The organism is Paraburkholderia sp. RL17-381-BIF-C (assembly GCF_046026435.1).
Classification (GTDB): Bacteria; Pseudomonadota; Gammaproteobacteria; order Burkholderiales; family Burkholderiaceae; genus Paraburkholderia.
The window spans coordinates 58086-78649 of sequence record NZ_JARESX010000024.1; the positions used below are offsets into that span (position 1 = coordinate 58086).

Consider the following 20564-nt stretch of genomic DNA (forward strand, 5'->3'; position numbering starts at 1 on the left):
CAATTACACTCTGACAACAAAAACACTATTTCGCCGGGGAGCCCAGCGTGTCGCCATCTGAATCATCCCGTGTCCCTTACGTGCCGGAAACGGCTTTCGGGAACTGGTTCCTGCGTACCTACACCTGGGAACACCATGTACTGCGGGTCGCGATCAACGACCTCAAACGTCTCATCGACACGCCCTCGCCCGAGGCGCCGGTAATCGTCGACGCCGGTTGCGGCCAGGGTCTGTCCTTCCGTCTGCTCGCCGACGCGTTCGCGCCGCGCCGCATCGTGGGCATCGACTTCCACGAGCCTTCGCTGACGCTCGCCGCGCACGCGGCCCGCGCCTGCCGCGACAAACTGGCCAATATCGAACTGCTGCATGGCGACTGCGCGAAGCTGCCGTTGCCCGACGCGAGCGCCGATATCGTGTTCTGCCATCAGACTTTCCATCATCTCGTCGAGCAGGAGCGCGCGCTCGCCGAGTTCCGCCGTGTGCTCAAACCCGGCGGCATTCTGCTGTTCGCCGAATCCACGGATGCGTACATCAAATCGTGGGTGATCCGGCTACTGTTCCGTCATCCCATGCAGGTGCAAAAAAGCGCTGACGGTTACCTCGACATGATCCGCCGCGGCGGCTTCAACTTTAGCGAGCGTAACGTCTCGCTGCCCTATCTCTGGTGGAGCCGCGCGAAAGACTTCGGTCTACTCGAACGGCTCGGCCTGTATCGTCCGCAACCCGGCAAGCGTCGTGAAACGCTGGTCAATGTCGCGGCGATCAAAGCCGGCTAAGCCTTACAACGCACCCGGCAGTTATGCAGCAAGGCACGAGCCCGGTGCTTTAAAACAGCGCGGAGCGGCGGCAACTGCGCCGCCTTCCCGCTTTTTCTCGCTACCTCTCGCGTGAGTTCATGCTGATGCGCACGGATCCGCGCTTACTTGCGCAACGTCACCACCTCACCCGTCAACGCCACGCCGGCGATCACCGCGCCCGCGCCACAGGTGTACTCGGTCGCGCTCTCACGCAATTCGTTCTTGTAATTGCTCTTGATGTTGATCACCGCATTGCCGCCTTCCTTGCGCGCGCGTTCCTGCAATTCGATCACCGCCGAGAGGAAAACGTGCTGGCACGCTTGCAAGTCGCTCTTGCCGAACGCGTTGGTCTTCTTGTTGGTGGCGAACTCGCCCATCGTCTTCGAGACGGCCGGATGGTGCTGACCCGCGAAATACAGCGCGATGTCGTCGCTCACCTTGCCGGGTTCGCTTTGCAAGGCCTGATCGAGCGGATAGTAGTTGACCGTGTCGCGAGCAAAAGCCGGCGCGGCACTCAACGTGGCAAACGATGCGAACAATGCGGCAAACAGCACATGGCGTTTCATTCAGACTCCCTGGTCGTTGTTGTTGCTCTGGTGAGTTTTATTGCGTTCTATCCGGATTCGGCTCAGTTCGCTTCCAGCACGACGAGTTGCCCCTTCACCGCAATCGCAGCCGCGCTAGGACTGACCCCGCAGGTGAAGTCGGTCGACGAATTGCTCTCGCTGCTATGGAAGCGTGTCGACACGTCGATCACGGCATTGGCGTGGCGTTCGTTTGCCGCCGCGCGCAGCTTCCGCACGGCTTCGGCGAGCGCTTCATGGCAGGCGTCGTCGGGACCGGCGACCTTGCGCGCGATCCGCACCGAGTACGACACGTCGCCCAATTGCGTCCTGACCGCCGGGTGAGGCTGCTGGCCGAAATACACCGGCACGTTGCCGCGCGATTCACCGCCGGCCGCCGCGAGCGGCAGCGACTTCACTTGCGTGGCGCATCCCGCCTGCGTCAACATCACCACTGCCAGCGCACCCAATACAGCTGTTCTTTTCATTTTTCTTGCCCTCGTTTTTTTAAAGTCGCGGCCGTCTCAGCCGCCCTGCCATGCTTCGAACATCAAGCTCGCGCAACTGCCGCCGAACCCGAATGAAACCGACATCGCCGTGCCGATGCGCGCCTCGCGCGTCGCACGCACGAGCGGCATGTCGGCGACTGCCGGCTCCGGCGTGTCGACTTCCGCCGTGCCCGCGATAAAGCCATCGCGCATCATCAGCAGCGTGTAGATCGCCTCGTGGGCGCCGCTCGCGCCGAGCGGATGCCCGGTCATGCCCTTCGTCGACGAAAACGCCGGCACGCCACGCTCGAACGCCGCGCCGAACACCTCGTTCAACGCGCGCAGCTCCTCGAGGTCGCCAAGCGGAGTAGACGGTGCGTGCGTGTTGACGTAGTCGGGCCGCTTGCCCGCTTCGTTCAGCGCGCCGCTCATGGCGCGGGCGATCCCCGCCGCGCGCGGCGCGACCATGCCCGCGCTATCCGTGCAGTCGCCGAATCCGGTGAGTTCCGCGTAGATGCGCGCGCCGCGTGCTAGTGCGTGATCGAGCGCTTCGAGCACCAGCACGCCGCCGCCCGAGGCGATCACGAAACCGTCGCGCTCCGTGTCATAGGGACGTGACGCGCGCTGGGGCGTGTCGTTGAAGCGGCGCGACAGCGCGCCCATTGCGTCGAACATCAACGTCGTGTTGTCGTGCAGCGACTCGCTGCCGCCGGCCAGTACGATCTGCTGGCGGCCGGTCTGAATCAGTTGCATCGCCTGGCCGATCGCGAGCGCCGACGTTGTGCACGCCGACGACGGCGAATAGCTGACCCCTTCGAGCCCGAACACCTGCGCGACATTGGCCGACGCGGTGCTGCTCATAACATGCGGCACCGTGTACGGCGGCACCTTGTCGACGCCGCGAGCTTGCGCGATCGCCACGGCCGCGTCGTAACTGGACATCGTGCCGACGCCCGAACCAATCACCGCGCCGGCGCGCGGCGAGCGCAATGCCGCGGCATCGAGCCCGGCGTCGCTGATCGCTTTGCGCGCGGCATGGCAGGCGAACCGCGCGGTCTCGCCCATGAAGCGTTCGAGCTTGCGCTCGAACAGGGGCTCGCGCGCAACCGACGCCACGCCCGCCACCTGCGAGGCAAAACCACGTTCACGCCATGCATCGATCCGCTCGATACGCGAGCGACCTGCGCGCAGCGCAGCGGACACTTCGTCGAGCGTATTGCCGAGACACGACACGATCCCCATGCCGGTCACGACCACGCGTTGCAGCGCCACGCTCATCGAACGCGCCTGAAAATCAGCGACGTGTTGATGCCGCCGAATGCGAAATTGTTGCTCATCACATGCTCGGCATCGATCTCCCGACCCGTGCCGACGATGTAATCCAGCGGTGCGCAAGCCGGATCGACGTTCGTCAGATTCAAGGTCGGCGCATACCAGTTGCGCTTCATCATCTCGATGGTCCACCACGCTTCGAGCGCGCCGCACGCGCCGAGCGTGTGGCCGACATAGCTCTTGAGCGAACTGATCGGCATGCGCGCGCCGAAGGTTTGCGCGGTCGCATGGCTTTCGGCGATATCGCCGCGATCCGTCGAGGTGCCATGCGCATTCACGTACGCGATCGCTTCCGGCGGCAGTTGGGCGTCCTTGAGCGCGAGTTGCATCGCGAGCGCCATGGTTTCCGCGGTGGGCTGCGTCATATGCGCGCCGTCCGAGTTGCAGCCGAAGCCGACAATCTCCGCGTGAATGCGCGCCCCACGCGCCACCGCATGCTCGTATTCTTCGAGCACCAGCGTGGCCGCGCCTTCGCCGACCACGAGGCCGTCGCGCGCGGCGTCGAACGGACGCGGCGTGAGATGCGGCTCGTCGTTGCGCGTGCTGGTGGCGTATAGCGTGTCGAACACGGCGACCGCCGGGCCCGACAGTTCCTCCGCGCCGCCCGCCAGCATCAGCGTCTGCTTGCCGGTCTGGATCGCTTCATACGCGTAGCCGATGGCCTGGCTGCCCGACGCGCACGCGCACGAGGTCGGAATGATTCGCCCCTTCAGATCCCAGAACAGGCTCACATTGACCGCGGTGGTGTGCGGCATCATCTGCACGTAGCTGTTCGACGTGACGTCGCCCATCGAGCCGGTTTCGAGCATCGTGCCGAACGCGCGGATCGGCTGCACCGAGCCCGACGACGAACCATAGGCGACACCCATGCGGCCGTCACTGATGAGCGCATTGTCGGCGAGGCCGGCGTCGGCGAGCGCCAGTTCGCTCGCGCGCACCGAGTACATCGAGACCGGGCCCATCGAGCGGGTCTTCTTGCGCGGATAGTGCGCGGGCGTCGTAAAGTCCGGCAGCGGGCACGCGAGGCGCGTATGCAGCGACTCGAAGTAATCCCACTCGGGCATGCGCCGCACGGCGTTCACGCCGCTCCTCAAACGCGTTTCGATGACGTCCCAGCTATCGCCCAACGCCGTGACGCCGCCCATGCCGGTAATGACGACGCGCTTCATCAGATCATCCCGCCGTTGACGCCGATCACCTGACGCGTGACATACGAGGCCGCATCCGACATCAGGAAGCTGACCACGGACGCCACCTCGGCAGGCTGGCCGACGCGGTTCATCGGCACCGTCTTCAACGCCTGTTCGAGCGGCATGTCGTCGAGCATGCCGGTTTCGATCAGACCCGGCGCGACGCAATTGACGGTGATGCTGCGCGACGCCAGTTCGACGGCGAGCGCCTTGGTCGCGCCGATCAGGCCGGCTTTCGCCGCGCTGTAGTTGACCTGGCCGCGATTGCCCATCACGCCGGACACCGAAGCGATCGTGACGATGCGGCCGCCCTTGCGGGCACGCACCATCGGCATGGTCAACGGATGGACGACGTTATAGAACGAATCGAGACCGGTTTCGATCACGATGTCCCAGTCTTCTTCCGTGAGCGCGGGGAACGCGGCATCGCGGGTCACGCCCGCGCTGCACACGATGCCGTAGTAAGGACCCTGTGCCGCGACGTCCGCTTCGAGCACTTCGCGGCATACGGCGCGCTCGCGCACATCGAATTGCAGCACGCGCGCCGTGCCGCCCTGCGCGGCGATGCCCGTCGCAACCGCGTCGGCTTCGGTGCGTCCCGTGCGGCAATGCACGGAGACCGCGAAGCCGTCGGCGGCCAACTTGTACGCAATCGCGCGGCCAATGCCGCGGCTTGCGCCGGTAACGAGAACACGCCGGCTCATGAACTGAAACTCCCTTCAATGAATGACTGAAAATCGGGCGGTTGAAAAACCTTGATGACCGCTTCGGCGCAATCCATGTCGCCGTGGCGGATCGTGCATTCGTATGCGCCGTGGCCTTCTTCGCTGCGCAGCAGTTCCGTGACGTGGATCGACAGGTGCGCGCCGGCCGCGAACGCCGGTTGCAATGCCTTGTAGCTGCGCGAGCCGAGCAGTACACCGGGACGCGCTCGGCCGCCGCCGCGCATGGCCAGCAATGCGACGTGCGCGGCGATGGCCTGCGCCATCAGCTCGATGCCGATCCACGCGGGCATCGCGCCGTCGGCATCGGCATACCACGCGTCGGCGCGGACCGTGGCGCGCGCGCTCAGCGTTTCTGCGCTGAACGTGTCCACGGCGTCGATCAGCAACATGGTGCCGCGATGCGGGATGATCGCTTCGATCGGCTGCTGGAGCAGTTCGTCAACGGTGGGCGGCGGATTCATCGCGTGACTCATCGGGCAACTCATCGGGCAAGAACGAGGCTGACGTTGCTGCCGCCGAAAGCAAATGAATTGCTCATCACGTATTGCGCGCCGCTTCGCGGCAGGAAACGTTCGCTCTCGACCAGATCCAGCAGCGGTAATAACGGATCGGCTTCGCCATCCCACAGATGCCGCGGCAACGCCACGTTCTCACGCGCCAGCGTCAGCCACGCGAAGCCGAGTTCGGTGGCGCCCGCCGCGCCGAGTTGGTGGCCGGTCAACGGCTTGGTGCCGCTCGTCGCCACGCCGCCGGGAAAAACGCGCGACATCAGGTTGGCTTCCATCTCGTCGTTCTTGCGCGTGGCAGTGGCATGCAGATTCACGTAGCCGATCGCCGACGCTTCGACGCCCGCCTCGGCAAGCGCCGCGCGCAGCGCGATCTCGCCGCCCACGCCCTGCGGGTCCGGGGAGGAAATGTGATGCGCGTCGCTCGATTCGCCCACGCCCGCGAGGCGCACTGCCGCTTCATCGCGGCTCATGAGGAACACCGCCGCGCCTTCGCCGACATTGATCCCGCAACGATTGCGGCTCATCGGATTGGTGCGCGTGGCGCTGGTCGATTCAAGCGAGGCGAAACCCTGCACCGTCAACTCGCACAGCGAATCGACTCCGCCCACCACGACGGCGTCGCACAGGTGCAATTGCAACAGCCGGCGCGCCGACGCAAACGCCTTCGCGCTCGACGTGCACGCGGTCGAAATGGTGAACGCCGGACCTCGCAGGCCGAGCGCGGCGGCGGCGAATGGCGCGGCCGTGCCGATCTCCATTTGCCGGTAGTTGAAGTTGGCCGGCAGATCGCCTGCCTGCGCCTGATAGACGAACGCGGCCTCGGCCGCTTCGATGCCCGACGTGCTGGTGCCGAGCACCACGCCGACGCGGTGCGCGCCGTAGCGCTCGCGGGCCGCGTCGATGGCCGGTGCGATCTGCGCCAGCGCGGCGAGCAGCAGGCGGTTATTGCGGCAGTCGTAGCGGGCGAGTTCGGCGCGCGGCGCCATCTCCAGCGGCGTGAACACGCTACCGACGAACGCCTCGCCGATTCCCGTATGCGCATTCGCCATACCCGGCGAATGACCGGCGGCGAGCGCCGGCACGATGCTGTCGAGGTCGCCGCCGAGCGCGTTGATCATGCCGAGCGCGTGCAAATAAACTGATGGCGCCTTCATGCGGCCCTCCTTGATTCCGATGGCATGCCTATCGGCGCGAGCAGCACCGAGACCGCGATGCCGAGCGCGAGCGTCGCGCCGAAACTCTTCAGCGCGGGCATCGCGCTCATGCCGAGCATGCCGAACGACAACAGCGTGGTGGCCGCAGACAACAACACCCCCGTCCACACCGCGCCGAGATCGGCGTCCGCGCGCTGGCAGCCTTCGCGCAGGAACACCGCATAGTTTGCACCCACGCCGAGCACGAGCATCAGCGCGAGCCAGTTGAACAGATTGAGCGGTACGCGCGCATAGCCGAATACGGCGAGCGTGACGCCCACGGCAAGCAGCACCGGCAAAGTCACGGCGATGCCGCCGCGCACGCGATAGCGCAGCATCAACAGAACGAGCACGAGAGCTAGCGCGCCGCCGAGCCACCAACCGCTATCCACGCGATACGCGCCGAACAGTTTCGACACGCTGGCGGCCTTGTCGACGAACACGATGCCGGGCAAGCTCTGCGCCGTCGCGATCAGCGCGGGTTCGTTCTGCGGCGTCACGCCTTGCGGAATGACAACAGCGGCATAGGCTTTCGTCGACGAGTCGACTTCGCCGAGCCAAAGGTGTTTGTACGGTTGCGACCACGGTGCCGCGAGCCACGTATCGACCGTCAGCGGGGCTTGCGGTTTCGCATACGCAGCGAGCCACGCGTCGGCAACTTCGTCCTTGAAGCCTGCTTGCAGGAGTGTGGCGCGCAATGCGGCGCGCTCGTCGAACACGTGTTGCGCGAGCAACGCGCGGTCTTCATTCTGCCGTTTCGCGGACGGCACGAATTGCGCGACCGACTGATAGCGGCCGACCTTGTTCGCCGTGCCGTTCAGCGCATCCAGTTTCGTGCCCAACGCTTCGGCGCGCTGCAGCACGAGCTCCGGCGTCTCGCCGCGCACCACGAAAAACTGCGCGCTGTTATCCACGCCGACCGCCGCGCGCACCTTGTCTTCCTGCGCGACGAGCGCCGGGTCGCGCTGGATCAGCAGATGGATATCGTCGTCGCTGGTTAGACGCAGCCAGCCGGGAATCGCCAGCAACAGCAGCAGCGCCGCCACTAACCACGCCCGCTTGCCGCCGATCGTGCGATGCCACACCGTCAGCACACGCGCCGCGCCCGCGAACACGCGCTTGGGGCTGCGTCTGGGCGCGCGAGTGAGCAGCGCGGGCAGCAACCACAGCACGGACGCGAAGGCCGTCGTGATGCCCGCCATCGCGAAACAGGCAATCTGCTTGAGCGCGGGAAACGGCACCCAGGCGAGGATCGCGTAGCCGAGCAGGCTTGTCGCGAGCGCCACGCTCAACGCGGGACGCACGGCGCGCGCGCCGCGCCGCGCGTCCCAATCGCGTTGCGCGCCGAGATACACCACGAAGTACTGGATCGAATAGTCGACGGCCTCACCAATCAGGCTCGCGCCGAACACCAGCGTCAACAGATGCAGTTTGCCGAACACCAGCATCGTCACCGCCAGCGCGCAGACAATGCCGAGCGCGGTCGAGACGAAGCCGAGCAGCAGCAGACGTGGCGAGCGGAACACCCACATCATCAGGAGTGCGACGCCGCACAGCGAAGCAATGCCGATCAGATGCACTTCATGTTCCGATGCACTGCGCGCCGCTTCCGCGTAAAACACGGCGCCGGTCCGCGCCACCGAGACGTCGGGGAACGACGGCTTCAACGCGCTTTCGCCCTGGGCCAGCGCCGCGAGCACGGCGTGCTGCGTCTTCGTTTCGTAGGCGGAACCCGGCAGCGTCGCGACGATCAGCACGCTGGTGGCGGCGCCCTGATGCGCGACCAGCATGTTGTCTTCGAGTTCGAGATTCGAGGTGGCGAGCGGCAGGCCACCGAGCCAGTGTTCGAGCCAGCCGAACGGATCGTCGGCGAGCGGTGTGGTCAGTCCGCCGCGCAGCGGGCTATAGATGCGCTGGGCGAGCGTGTCGCGCAATGTGGCGCCCGCCGCGCCACCGGCCAATGCCGCGCGGTCCGTCGGCGCCAGCAAGCCGAATCGATACGGCATATACAGCGCCGCGATCTGCGACAGATCGAACGGCGGCAACTCCGCCGTCACCGAACCGAACGCGCCGCTCTTTTGCAACGCCGCGCCCAGTTGTTTCGCCGCGGCTTTCGCGTGCGCGTCGTTGTTGCTGGTGACGAGAAAAACGGTGCGGTCGCCGAGCGCGCTCGCGAGCGTATCGACCGCCTTTTCCGCGACGGGATCGGCCTCGGTCGCGGGCAATAGCGCAAGCAGATTGGTTTGCAGCGGCGACGGTCCGGCGAACCGCCAACCGCAATACAGCGCCGCGACGAGCGCGAGCAGCAGCCACGCGGCGCGCATGCCCCACGCCTGTTTCGTGGACCGCTGTTGCAGCATGTCCATTAAGGCGCCCCGAGCAAGCCGCGTTCAGCCGCGGTGAGGTCGCTCACGGCCGCGCTCTTCGTGAAGTCGAGCTGGGTGATGTCGCCGTTCGCCAGCGTGATGCGCAAGCTCTGCAGATAGTCGCCGCCGCTCATCGCCAGACCTTTGATCGACTGGGCGATCTGCGGCTGGTTCGGCGTCAGTTGCATGCGCCACTGCGCGGCGCTGCCTTGGGCCTCTACGTCGAATTGCGAGTAGAGCGCCGACAGATCGCCGCCGAGCATGGCGCGCATCATCTTCGAAACTTGCGCGACGCCGCGCGTGCCCTGTGCGCTGTGAGTCGTGACGCGCTGGCCGTTGGCGTCGACTTCGGCGACGCCGGCATCGGTGATGACATAGGTGGCTTTGTAGGGCTTGTCGATCTGCCAGATCACGCCGCGCTCGCGGAAAAATAGCAGCGAGCCGGTGCTGACGAGCGGCTGCTTCATCGCGGCGAGCGTTTGCGTCTGCGTGAATTGCGCGCGCACGCCCTTGGCTTGCGCGAGATGCGCGGCGATCTGCGAAACGAGTGCGGGGTTGCCCGCGGCAGGCGCGGCCTGGGTCGTCGATGCTGCCAAGGCCGGCTGCGTCCACGCGCTCACAGCGAACAGGCAGAGGACGCCCGTCACGCTCAATGCGCTCAATGCTCCGACGAGCACGGCGCGCAATTTCATCGTCCCCATACGCGCTCCAGTTTCTCGAATACGACCGGCGGCGAGACGAACTGCAACTCCTGCGTGGCGGCGTCGACCGCGACCTGGATCGTGTAGCCCTTGGTCAATCGCGTGCCAGACACGCAATCGACGATTTCATAGCCTATTTTCAGGCGGTTTTCGTGTTCGAGCAGTTGCGTGCGCACTTCGATCTGCTGCCCGTAAGTGGCCGGCCGTACGTACTTCAGATGCGCTTCCACGATCGGCCACAAATAGCCCGAAGCCTGCATCTCGCGATAGTCGTAATCGAACGCGCGCAGAAGCGCCGCGCGGCCGATTTCGAAGTACTTCAGATAATGCCCGTGCCAGCACACGTTCATCGCGTCGACGTCATGGAACGGCACTTCCACCGTCGCGCTCGCACTCAGCACTTTGCCGGAAACGCTCATGCGTTCGATCCTCCGCGATAGTCCTGCAGCAGATCGCACGCGGCAATGCGCGCGGTCAGCGCGCGCAGCTCGTGTTCCAGTGCGCGATCTTCGTCGACGAATGGCGACTGCGCGCTCACGCTGTCCATAAACGTTCGCAGCGGCGAGGGGACCGGCGTTCCGCTGTCGATCTTCAAGCGCAACCGGGCGGCTTGCACCGTTGCGAGCGTATGCGCGGCGGCGACCTGCTCGGTCAACTCCAGCACGCGCAAACAATCGCGCGCGGCAATCGTGCCCATGCTGACCTTGTCCTGGTTGTGCGCCTCGGTGGAGCGCGAGAACACGCTCGCGGGCATGGTGTTTTTCAACGCTTCAGCGGTCCATGCGGACGACGAAATCTGCACCGCCTTGAACCCGTGATTGATCGGGGCGCGCGCGGAGGTGGCGCCCGACAGATTGCGCGGCAAGCCGTTATTGAAATTGACGTCGACGAGGAGCGCGAGTTGCCGGTCCATCAGATCGGCGAGATTGGCAACCGCAACCTTCAGCGAATCCATCGCGAACGCAATATGGCCGCCGTAGAAGTTGCCGCCGTGCAGCACGCGTTCATTGTCCGGGTCGATCAGCGGGTTGTCGTTCGCGCTGTTCAGTTCGTTCTCGACATCGCGGCGCACCCACGAGAGCGCGTCGCGCGCCACGCCGATCACATGCGGCGCGCAGCGAATCGAATAGCGATCCTGCAGACGGTGACCCGGCGTGTCGTCGCGCCCGGACAGATCGTCGCGGATCCATGCCGCCGCTTCGGCCTGGCCGGCGTGCGGCTTCACTTCGAAGAGCATCGCGTCGAAATGCGCGGCACGGCCGTCGAGTGCGACCGTGCACAGCGCCGTCAGCCGCGCGGTCAGCCGCGTGAGATGATCGGCGCGCGCAAACGCGAGACAGGCGAGACCGGTCATCACGGCGGTGCCGTTCATCAGCGCGAGCCCTTCTTTTGGCGCGAGCGTGAGCGGCGTGTGGCCGAGTTCGCTCCACACCTCGCGCACATTGCGCAACTGCCCTTCGAACATCACGTCGCGTTCGCCCGCGAGCGCGGCGGCCAAATACGAGAGCGGCGTGAGATCGCCGCTCGCGCCGACCGAGCCTTCCGACGGAATGCGCGGCAACACACGATGATTGACCAGATCGGCCAGACGTTCGAGCAACACCGGACGCACGCCGGAAAAACCATAAGCAAGCGAGTTGAGCCGCGCGGCGATCACCGCGAGCGTTTGCGCGTCGTCGAGATACTGGCCCATCCCGCAGCCGTGATAACGCGTGAGTTGCAGCGGCAACGCTTCGACCAGCTCCATCGGCACGTCGACCACGCAGGCGTCGCCGTAACCGGTGTTCACGCCGTACACGGTCGCGCCCGCGGCCAGATGCCGGCGCAGAAAATCCGCGCCGCGCTGGATGCGCGCGCGCCACGCCGGATCGGCGCTCAACGCAACCGGCGTGCGATGCTGCGCGATCGCGACGACCTCTTCGATCGTCAGCTTGCGACCGCCTATGACGACCGCCGCCTTGTTCACGTTGGCGCCCGCATTCGGCACATCGATCAGATCATGTTCGGCCATTTGCGCCTCGCTTGGGGCTGGCCCAGAAATCGAAGAAGTTGAACCATTGATAAGGTGCCTTGCGGCAATAATGTTCGAGCCGCACGGCATAGCGCTGCGCCCACGCGGCGAGATGCTGCGCGCGTTCGCGGCGCGGCAGCTCGATACGCTCGGCGAACGGTTCGAAATACAGGCGGTAACCGTCGTGCTCTTTCAGACAGAAGAACAGATAGACCGGGCAACCCAACGCATGCGCGAGCACATAGGGCCCTTGCGCGAACGGCGCGGTCGAGCCGAGAAATTGCGCCTCCGTCGTGCGGCCCGCTTCGTGCGCGGGCACGCGGTCGCCGACGATCACCAGCAATTCACCGGCGTCGACGCGCTCCTGCATCATCATCGCGGTCTCGGGTCCGAAGTCGCTGACTTCGAGCAGATGTTTCGCGAACTCGCTATTGGCCGAGGCCAGCACGCTATTGAAGCGGCGCGCGTGCTCCGTATAGACGACCGCCGTGACCTTCGCATAGGCGCCCTGCGCGGCGAGCGCGCGGGTCATCTCCAGATTGCCGAGATGCGCGCCGATCACGAGCGCGCCCTTGCCGCTCTTCACCAATGCTTCGAACGCCGAAGGATCTTCGAACTTGACGTCTGCATTGTTGACGCGGCCCGACCACGCGGCGAGCTTGTCGAAGCCCGATTGCGCGAACGCCAGCATATGGCGGTACGCGGACAACCAGCCGGGACGCGGCGTGTCGCCCTGCGGCGCGGTCTTGCCGAGATGCCTGAAGTAGTTGCTGGAGGCCTCGCGCGCGGCGCGGCCCGTCAGCAGAAAATACGCGACGATCGGGTGCAGCCAGAGCGCGGTGAAACGTCGGCCGAAGAGCTTGCAACTGAGCGCGAGCAACGACATGCCCAGATGGCTGCCGCGTTCGGCGATACGCCACCAGTCCTGGTCATTTTCTTTGCACTGCCCATCCGCAAGTGCCGCGCGACGCGGCATCAGCTTGTGCGCGAGCAGCACCGGCAGACGCCACAGCATGCCGCACACGAGCCGCGTATGGCTGCGGCTGATGCGCACGTTGTCCCACAGCACGTCGAAATGCGAGACGCCGTCGCTCGCGTAGGTGACGCGCGTCGGAATCGAACGGAACGCGGCGCGCCGCCAGTACAGACGCACGAGGATCTCGATGTCGAAGTCCATGCGCGTGGGCAGCCGCACGCTGTCGATCAGATTGCAGGCCAGCGCCAGCGGATAGAGCCGAAAGCCGCACATCGAATCGCGGATGGTCAGCGAAAGCGTTTCGATCCACACCCACACATGCGTGAGATAACGGCCGTAGAGACGCGCTTTCGGCACGCTCTCGTCATAGATTGGCCGGCCGAGAATCACCGCGCCCGGATCGGCGCGCGCAGCCTCGATGAAACGGGGCACGTCGGTCGCGTCGTGCTGGCCGTCGGCGTCGATCTGCAGCGCGTGCGTGTAGCCGGCCTCGCGCGCGGCGCGCAGCCCCGCCATCACCGCCGCGCCCTTGCCGCCGTTGACCGGCAGCCGCAGCAGCGTGAACCGCCCCGCGTATTGCTGCGCGAGCGCGGCGAGCACTTGCTGGGTGGCCTCGTCGCTACCGTCGTCGACGACGAAAAACGGCAGGCCGTGAACCGCGAGATGAGCGACGGTCGCGCCGATCGCGTCCTTATGGTTGTAGATCGGAATGACGATGCATGGGGAGAAGGTCATCACGCCGGCGCCCCGTAGACGATCACACCAGACGCGCATTCGCGACCGTTCGCGCGGTATGCAAACTGCAGGCGCCGACGAGCCGCGTCGTGAGCGAGCGTGAGCGCGAGCACAGCGCCTGGAGAAACCGGCGCCATGAACTTCAGACGGTCGATCGATGCCACCGCCCGCACGGCCGGCAAGTGGTCGGCGGCGAGGCGCACGGCCCAGTCGACCTGAACGACGCCGGGCAGAATCGGCAGGCCGGGAAAGTGGCCGGCGAAATGCGCGAGCGTGGGCGGCACGCGCAACTCGTAATGCAGTGTGTCGCCGCTGCGCGCTTCGGCCAGCACCTCGACGCCTTCGCTACGCGGTTCGAACGCGGCCGCCACGGCGGCCACCGGCAGTTTGCCGCGCGCGTCGAACGGCAGCGTGACCCGAAAACGCCAGTGGCGCGGCAGCACCACCACGTCGAAGTATTCGGCGAGATGTCGGCGCAGGATCTTGGCGAGCGCCACGCGGCCTTCGTCGCGCAGCGCCGCACCGCCCGCTTCCGTCAGCGCTACGACGGCGCCGACGCGCTCGCGCGAGGCGCCGGCGAGCGGCACGATCGCCGCTTGCGCCACATACGGATGCAGCGCGAGGCGCGCTTCCAGTTCCGGCAACGACACGCGCTTGCCGTCGAGCTTGAGCACGCGGTCGAGCCGGCCTTGCAGACGGAAACGGCCATCGGCGTCGAAGGCGATCCTGTCGTCGGTACGATGCCAGCCGGCGTGATCGAGATGCGGTGAGCGGACGTTCAGCGCACCGTCTTCGTCGCGGCGCACTGCGATGCCGGCTAGCGGTTGCCAGGCATCTGTCTGATCCTGGCGCCGCCACGCTATGCCACCGGTTTCCGTGCTGCCGTAGACTTCGAGCGGCGCGGCGCCATAAGCCGCGGCATATTCCTGCGCGGCTTCAAACGCCAGCGGGCCGCCCGATGAAAAGACCGCGCGCGGCGCCGGCGTCAAGTCCGCGAAGCCAGGCAAGGCGGGCCAGCGAGACAATTGCGCCGGTGTCGAGACGATCACCGCCGCGCCGCATTGTTCGATCTGCGTTTGCAGATGCAACGGCTCGATGCTGATCGCACGGTCGAACGCGCGGCCGGCAGCAAGCGGCCACAACACGCGAAATAGCAAACCGTAAATGTGGTGATGGGGCACGCTCGCGAGCATCGTCGCGTCGCCGATCAACGCGCCCCACTGCTGTTCCAGCGTGTGCACTTCGGCGTTGAACTGCGCGAGCGTCTTGCGGATCGGCTTGGGGCGGCCGCTGCTGCCGGAGGTGTAGAGCGTGAGCGGGGCTTGCGGGTCGATCGTGAGAGCGGCGCGAGACGTGTGCGCCGAGGCTGCCTGGGCGTTTGCAGTGCCGGTAGCGGCTGCGGCGTGCTCTGAGGCTGCCTGGGCGTTTCCAATGCCAGTGTCAGTGGCGACTCCGGCGTGCTCCGCCGCGGCTGCATTGACGCGGGCCAACGTATCGAGGTCGGTGTCGACTTCAGCTTCGGCGTTGACACCGAGGTTGGCTCCGGCCAAAAGCTCGAACAGCGGCAAATCCGCGTCCGTCAGCACCACGTCGTACGCATCGGCGAGATCGGCGAGATAGCCTGGCGTCGAGTTGGCCGGAATCACCGGCTCCTTGCCGCACGCGAGCAGCGCGAAAAGCGCGCAGGCGAAATCGAACGGATCGTCGATACAGAGTGCGTAGCGTTGCGCGCCCTGCGTTTGCACGAGCGCGATCAACACGGCGACGCGCGCGCGAAACGCCGCGCGATCGAAAACCTTGGCGCCATCGCGGCATACGGGCACCTGCAACGCGGCGCTCTCATGAACCACCGACAACAGATCATGCAACGCGATCATGCCGCCTCCGAACGCGCGGCACGCGGCAGCACGACCAGGTAACGCCAGATCACCTCGGCCACCAGCAGCACGCCGATCAGCCCATAAGCAATCGCTCCGTTATACAGCGACCAGTTCGCACGGCTCCAATACAGCGCGGTATAGGCGGAAAACACGCCGTTCAGCACGAAGAACGCACACCACACCTGTGTCACGCGCCGCGTATGGTGCACCGCGCCCGGTGGCAGATCCGGATTGCCGAGGCGCGCGAATTTTTCGATCATGGACGGCCCGCGCACGAGCGTCGCGCCAAACGCGATCAACAGGCCCAGATTGACGAGCGACGGATACAGACGCAACAGCAATTCGCTATTGGTCAGCACGATCGCCGCCGACGCACAGCTCAGCAGACCGACCACGCTCCAGTCGATCGTGGAGAGCCGCCGCAGCGAAGTCGCGACCGGGCCGCTACCGGCCCAGCGCTGCAGCCAGAGAATCGCAAACAGCATGCAGCCGACGTAGCGCGGCGTGTCCCAGCGCCACGCGCACAGGATCAGCGCGGGGTACGCGAGCTTCAACAGCACCTGCACGACGGTTTTGCCGAAGTGGCGCCCGGCGCCGGGCGAGGCTTCGTCGGCCCGCCGCGCCGCCGCTTGCGTTCGCGAGCGCGCGACGGACATCAGCCTTGTGCCGCGAGCAGGGACTCGACCGCGCCGATCACGTCGCCGACGGTGCGCACCGACTTGAACTCTTCCGGCTTGATGCGGCGTCCGGTCATTTCCTGCAGTTTGATCGCGAGGTCGACAGCGTCGATGCTGTCGAGATCGAGGTCCTCGAACAGATGCGCTTCGGGCGTGACACGCTCGGGCTCGATCGCGAAGTTCTCTTTGAAGATAGCGCGGATGCGCTCCAGAATCTCTGCCTCGGACACGATTTACTCCCCCTTTCTGGTTGTTTCGTTCACAGCGTGCGTCGCTTCGCGTTGGCTCGCCACCAGCGCGGCCAGCGTGCTGATCGAGCGGAAGTGTTCGCGCGTGCGTTCGTCGTTCGCTGCGATGGTCAGTTGGTATTGTTTGCGCAGCACGATGCCGATTTCGAGCGCGTCGATCGAATCGAGACCGATGCCGTCGGTATCGAACAACGGTGCATCGTCGTCGATATCGGCCGGGCTCAGGTCTTCCAGATCGAGCGCTTCGATCAGAAGCTGTTTAATTTCCAGTTTTAAAGAATCCATAATCGAACAGGTGCTGAGTAATGTGTGCTTCGACGGCGCTCGTCACGCTGCGCGCCGCGAGAGCCGGTGGAGTGTCATGGGCCGCGAGCTGATCGAGGCCGAGCGGCTCGAGCACGTTCACGCGCATTCTGAACGCGCGTGCCGGCACGTCGTACCAGCGCATCTGCTTGGTGAATGCGGGCGGGTCGCAATCCATCAGCACCGGGACGATGGGAGCGCCGACTTTCAGCGCCATGTGCGCGAAACCGCGCGAAAAAGCGTGCAGCCGGTTCGGCCCGGGACTGCGCGTGCCTTCCGGGAAAATGATCATCGTATAGCCTGCGGCCAGCTGCTTCGCGCCGGCCTCGACGAGCTCCGCGGGGTCGGCATTGCTGACGTACTCCGCCGAACGCACGATGCCCCAGAAACACGGGTTGCTCCAGTGCGCGTTTTTCACCACGCAGCAGGCATGCGGCGTGAGCGACAGGAGCACCATCACGTCGAGATAAGTCGGGTGGTTGGCGACCACGATCGCCGGCCCCTCTGCGCGCAACGCCTGCACGCCCGACACTTCGAGTTCCATCACGCCGATGCGCTGCAACACCGCGACCAGCGCGCGGAAAAACCAGTGAATCACGCTCGTCACCGCGAACTGGCGCGATGCACGGTGCGGCCACACCCACGCAAGCGGAAACACCACCACCGAGAACAGCACGCCGCATACGCCGAACATCACGAAGGCCATGCCGGTCGCGCAGAATCGCCAGCAATAATCAAGCCGCGCGATCATGCCAACTCCAATGCCACGTGGCGCAGGCGCCTTGCCACGCGGCGGGCAGGCCGGTTTCCAGACAGTGCTGCACGGCCTGGCTCTGGGTCGCGAAAACGGTCGGCGAGTTGCCCTCGCTTGCCGCAGGTTCGCTCGCCGGCGCGGATTCCCGCTCGCCCACTCGGCCTTCGGCCGCGGTGGTTTGACTCACCGGCGGGGATTCCCGCAGATCAGCGCGGGAAACGACACACGCCAATTCGCCCGTCACCGTTTCGCTATCGAGCAGGATCGCGATCGCGCCGCCCGGCACTTCGTCTTCGATCGTGCCGTAAGCCGGGTCGGCCGGTTCGTCCGCATAGACCAGCAGCATCGGCGAATCCGGCTGGGTGGCGTACTGTGCGTGCGCTTCCAGCAGCGCGTAACCGAGCGTTTCCGCGCCGGCCGAAATCGCACTCGCTGCCGACCGGTCGCCACGCGCAATACCGAACACGCCGGTCATGGCATTGAGCACCGACAGGCTGAAAGCGGTAGGCGACACCGGCTCGCCCGCACTAATGGCGCGCAGGATATCCGTGGTGCGACGCAGTTCGCCGTGGCGCGACGCGAAAACGACCCGCGCAGCGTTCTGGGCGACACAGTCGTGCGCCACCTTCAGCGCCACTCTGGACAGAGTGCTCAGACGGCGCCGCACGATCGGCTCGATGAAGCCGATATCGGGTGCGGCAGATGCGGCAGCAGGCCAGCTAGACCAGCGAGCGACCGGAACGGTCCAGTGCAGATCGGGCATATCGGTGTTCGCGCGTAGAAGCGAGGAGAGGCTGAAGCGCCTGACGGAATACGGCACCGTCACAGCGTGTACGCGCCGCGCGGACCGGCAATCTCCAGCCGGGGTCGATCCAATCGTCTGATCTTATATAGGGTTCAGCGATTTAACGGCACATGGCCCCGTTTATTTAGGCACCCTCGCCGATTTGTCTGGAGGATGGCCTCAGGCGCCCTAAGGTCGCCGAATCATACTGAATATTCTGGGATAAATCAGCCACAAAAGACGTATCCATCTGTATCCGTATCTATCGAGCGACGCCCCGCCAAAAACCCGTTGCGCGCGCCTGCGGCGCGATTTCCGGTTGCGCGGCCAGGTGCAAAAGCCGCTCGCGACACGGGTTGCGGTCGACACGAGCACAGAAGCATTTCGCGGAATTACATCATTACTTTCAACTAACTTTCTTAAACAATGTTTCAGATTGGAAGGTTTCCGTGTCGGCAACTGCCGACCTTATAACCGGTCGACGACGCCTGCCCTATCTCAAGCCCGCCATTTGGGAGATGCAATGGCGTCCGCGGCTGACGGAGTCGATTATCGGCTGGCGCCATGCCTGTTATACTCCGTCCCTCATTGGGGAGTAGCCGCCTCGCGGCACGTGCGCACCGCTGTCATCGGGTGCGTCGCACGTGTGGTTCGCGGGGGCGCCTGTCAACAGACTTGGCCTGCACGGCCATGGCAGCCGCAGCCTCTGGCCTGGCGAGACCGATGATCCACACACCGCCGCAACAGGGCCCGGCGTGTCGTGGGTCGTCGCTCGTTCATCTCTCGGCCCGGGGAATCGACACAACGTGGATCACGCTTTTCTCATTTCGACCGGAGCAGTCGCGCTCGCCGAGATCGGCGACAAGACGCAATTGCTTTCGCTCGTCCTCGCGGCACGCTATCGCAAGCCGCTGCCGATCATTCTCGGCGTGCTCGTCGCCACGCTCGTCAATCATGCCTGCGCGGGCGCACTCGGCGCCTGGCTCGGCTCTCTGCTCACGCCGACCATCATGCGCTGGGCACTGGCCGTATCGTTCATCGGCATGGGGCTGTGGATTCTCGTTCCGGACAAGCTCGACGACGACGAGGCCAATACCAGCCGCACGCACTTCGGCGTGTTCGGCGCGACCGTGGTGACGTTCTTTCTCGCGGAAATGGGCGACAAGACGCAGATCGCCACGGTGGCCCTCGCCGCGCGTTTTCACGACTTCTTCGGCGTGGTGGCGGGCACCACGCTCGGCATGATGATCGCCAACGTGCCCGCGATCCTGCTCGGCGACCGTTTCGCGCATCGGCTGCCGACCAAACTCGTGCACGGCATCGCGGCGGTGATGTTCGTGATTCTCGGGACGATGGCGCTGTTCGGCGTGGGCGTTTAGGTCGGCGCTTAGGTCGGCGCTTAGGTCGGCGTTCAGTCGGCGCCTGGTCGGTGTTCGTGGTGCGGCCGGCTGGCAGTTCCTGGCGCTTGGCGGGCGCTTCGCGCTTCGCAATTGGCTTGGCTTGGCATCAGCCAAACAAACGGCCCGGCAGGATGACCTGCCGGGCCGTTTGTCTTGTTCACTGCCGGCCTTCGCGCCGCCGCGCGCCGCCACTCGGCATGAACTACTGAATGACTTTCGCGCCAGACGCCGGAGCCGGCGCGGCCGCGGGCGCGGCGCCGGTAGCGGCGATTTCGTTCGATGCGCCGCCGTTCTTGTCGAGCGGAATCTTCACCGTGTGGACGGCGCCGTTACCGAGCGGAAAATCGGCCAGCGCGCTACGCGCCAGATACGGCATGGCCCGCACGAGCGACGACTCGCCTCCCGAATTGCGCGCCGTCACGTTGTACACCTCTTTGCCGGTTGCCCGCTCGGTGATCCGTATGCCCAGCAGATGCGTGAAGATCGGATAGCTCTGGTTCACATACGTAGTGGGAAACGGTCCCCACGGACCCCAAGGATCGAATGGCCGGCCCCAATACGGCGCGGGCCAGGGGTTGTAATACACCGGCTCCGCGACCGTCACCATATCCGAACGGATGCCGTACGACAGTCCGACCAGATAACGCGCCTGGCCGCTATCGACCTGGCGGAAAGCATGCGTGGCGAGTTCATTCGCGACAAACCGCTCGTAGGTGCTCAGTTCGAGATTGTTCTGCTGGTCCGCGGCGCGCGTGAATGCATAGGTGCGGGTGGCGTCGTTGCCGCTCCAGTCGGAGAAGGCCGTGACCTGAGTGGTCACGTAGGTCGTGCAGCCGGAAAGCAGCACCGTCAGCGCGGCTAGCAGCAGCGCGACGCGGCGGGTCCATCGATCGAATTTCATGGTCTACCTCGTGAAGCTTCTCAATGTCTCT

The 20564-nt window shown here is 65.4% G+C and carries 21 protein-coding genes and 1 riboswitch; of the genes, 2 read left to right on the top strand and 19 right to left on the bottom strand.

The annotated features are described in order from the left end of the window. Positions 1-47: 47 nt before the first annotated feature. Positions 48-776, top strand: coding sequence for a class I SAM-dependent methyltransferase (locus tag P0D70_RS16850; RefSeq protein ID WP_408185347.1), 729 nt, complete (start codon positions 48-50; stop codon positions 774-776). Between the two features lie 143 nt (positions 777-919). Here P0D70_RS16850 and P0D70_RS16855 read toward each other — a convergent pair whose 3' ends face one another. From P0D70_RS16855 to P0D70_RS16940, 18 genes are all read right to left on the bottom strand, one after another. After that, the gene (locus P0D70_RS16855; RefSeq protein WP_408185348.1) at positions 920-1363 is read right to left on the bottom strand and encodes an excinuclease ABC subunit A; all 444 of its coding nucleotides are present in this window, start codon (positions 1361-1363) and stop codon (positions 920-922) included. Positions 1364-1425: 62 nt separating this feature from the next. Beyond that, the gene (locus P0D70_RS16860; protein WP_091799937.1) at positions 1426-1848 is read right to left on the bottom strand and encodes a signal peptidase; all 423 of its coding nucleotides are present in this window, start codon (positions 1846-1848) and stop codon (positions 1426-1428) included. A 36-nt stretch (positions 1849-1884) separates the two neighbouring features. Continuing rightward, positions 1885-3126: a beta-ketoacyl-[acyl-carrier-protein] synthase family protein gene (locus P0D70_RS16865; RefSeq protein WP_408185349.1), complete on the bottom strand. Its 1242-nt coding sequence runs from the start codon at positions 3124-3126 to the stop codon at positions 1885-1887. After that, positions 3123-4349, bottom strand: coding sequence for a beta-ketoacyl-ACP synthase (locus P0D70_RS16870; protein ID WP_408185350.1), 1227 nt, complete (start codon positions 4347-4349; stop codon positions 3123-3125). The genes P0D70_RS16865 and P0D70_RS16870 overlap by 4 nt, the downstream gene beginning before the upstream one ends. Continuing rightward, a complete protein-coding gene (locus P0D70_RS16875; protein ID WP_408185351.1) occupies positions 4349-5074 on the bottom strand; it encodes a 3-ketoacyl-ACP reductase FabG2 in 726 nt (241 codons plus the stop codon). The genes P0D70_RS16870 and P0D70_RS16875 overlap by 1 nt, the downstream gene beginning before the upstream one ends. After that, the gene (locus P0D70_RS16880; RefSeq protein WP_459252446.1) at positions 5071-5556 is read right to left on the bottom strand and encodes a hotdog family protein; all 486 of its coding nucleotides are present in this window, start codon (positions 5554-5556) and stop codon (positions 5071-5073) included. Before P0D70_RS16880 ends, P0D70_RS16875 begins: the two co-directional genes overlap by 4 nt. A 20-nt stretch (positions 5557-5576) precedes the next feature. After that, positions 5577-6758, bottom strand: coding sequence for a beta-ketoacyl-[acyl-carrier-protein] synthase family protein (locus P0D70_RS16885; RefSeq protein WP_408185353.1), 1182 nt, complete (start codon positions 6756-6758; stop codon positions 5577-5579). After that, positions 6755-9163, bottom strand: coding sequence for an MMPL family transporter (locus P0D70_RS16890; RefSeq protein WP_408185354.1), 2409 nt, complete (start codon positions 9161-9163; stop codon positions 6755-6757). The genes P0D70_RS16885 and P0D70_RS16890 overlap by 4 nt, the downstream gene beginning before the upstream one ends. Beyond that, positions 9163-9864: a LolA family protein gene (locus P0D70_RS16895; protein WP_408185355.1), complete on the bottom strand. Its 702-nt coding sequence runs from the start codon at positions 9862-9864 to the stop codon at positions 9163-9165. The genes P0D70_RS16890 and P0D70_RS16895 overlap by 1 nt, the downstream gene beginning before the upstream one ends. Next, complete coding sequence (locus tag P0D70_RS16900; protein ID WP_408185356.1) at positions 9852-10283, bottom strand: acyl-CoA thioesterase; 432 nt, start codon at positions 10281-10283, stop codon at positions 9852-9854. Before P0D70_RS16900 ends, P0D70_RS16895 begins: the two co-directional genes overlap by 13 nt. Then, a complete protein-coding gene (locus P0D70_RS16905; protein WP_408185357.1) occupies positions 10280-11875 on the bottom strand; it encodes an HAL/PAL/TAL family ammonia-lyase in 1596 nt (531 codons plus the stop codon). The genes P0D70_RS16900 and P0D70_RS16905 overlap by 4 nt, the downstream gene beginning before the upstream one ends. Further along, entirely contained in the window at positions 11862-13586 is a 1725-nt protein-coding gene (locus P0D70_RS16910; RefSeq protein ID WP_408185358.1) for a glycosyltransferase family 2 protein, read from the bottom strand. The genes P0D70_RS16905 and P0D70_RS16910 overlap by 14 nt, the downstream gene beginning before the upstream one ends. Continuing rightward, the gene (locus P0D70_RS16915) at positions 13586-15463 is read right to left on the bottom strand and encodes an ApeI family dehydratase (RefSeq protein WP_408185359.1); all 1878 of its coding nucleotides are present in this window, start codon (positions 15461-15463) and stop codon (positions 13586-13588) included. The genes P0D70_RS16910 and P0D70_RS16915 overlap by 1 nt, the downstream gene beginning before the upstream one ends. Continuing rightward, positions 15460-16122, bottom strand: a complete 663-nt coding sequence (locus P0D70_RS16920) for a COG4648 family protein (RefSeq protein ID WP_408185360.1) — start codon at positions 16120-16122, stop codon at positions 15460-15462. The genes P0D70_RS16915 and P0D70_RS16920 overlap by 4 nt, the downstream gene beginning before the upstream one ends. Further along, positions 16122-16373 carry an acyl carrier protein gene (locus tag P0D70_RS16925; RefSeq protein ID WP_007180827.1) on the bottom strand — a complete coding sequence of 84 codons (252 nt, stop codon included), beginning with the start codon at positions 16371-16373 and terminating at the stop codon, positions 16122-16124. The genes P0D70_RS16920 and P0D70_RS16925 overlap by 1 nt, the downstream gene beginning before the upstream one ends. Before the next feature lie 3 nt (positions 16374-16376). Then, a complete protein-coding gene (locus P0D70_RS16930; RefSeq protein ID WP_091799903.1) occupies positions 16377-16676 on the bottom strand; it encodes a phosphopantetheine-binding protein in 300 nt (99 codons plus the stop codon). Then, entirely contained in the window at positions 16651-17445 is a 795-nt protein-coding gene (locus tag P0D70_RS16935; RefSeq protein ID WP_408185361.1) for a lysophospholipid acyltransferase family protein, read from the bottom strand. The genes P0D70_RS16930 and P0D70_RS16935 overlap by 26 nt, the downstream gene beginning before the upstream one ends. Next, positions 17429-18211, bottom strand: coding sequence for a beta-ketoacyl synthase chain length factor (locus tag P0D70_RS16940; protein WP_408185362.1), 783 nt, complete (start codon positions 18209-18211; stop codon positions 17429-17431). The genes P0D70_RS16935 and P0D70_RS16940 overlap by 17 nt, the downstream gene beginning before the upstream one ends. A gap of 599 nt (positions 18212-18810) precedes the next feature. Then, a riboswitch (yybP-ykoY riboswitch) is annotated at positions 18811-19027 on the top strand. Between the two features lie 11 nt (positions 19028-19038). On the opposite strand from P0D70_RS16940, the gene P0D70_RS16945 reads away from it, so the two are divergent. Next, positions 19039-19611: a TMEM165/GDT1 family protein gene (locus P0D70_RS16945; RefSeq protein ID WP_091799897.1), complete on the top strand. Its 573-nt coding sequence runs from the start codon at positions 19039-19041 to the stop codon at positions 19609-19611. A 223-nt stretch (positions 19612-19834) separates the two neighbouring features. Here the strand turns inward: P0D70_RS16945 and P0D70_RS16950 are convergent, their stop codons facing one another. Continuing rightward, complete coding sequence (locus P0D70_RS16950) at positions 19835-20533, bottom strand: DUF4136 domain-containing protein (RefSeq protein WP_408185363.1); 699 nt, start codon at positions 20531-20533, stop codon at positions 19835-19837. Positions 20534-20564 lie beyond the last annotated feature (31 nt).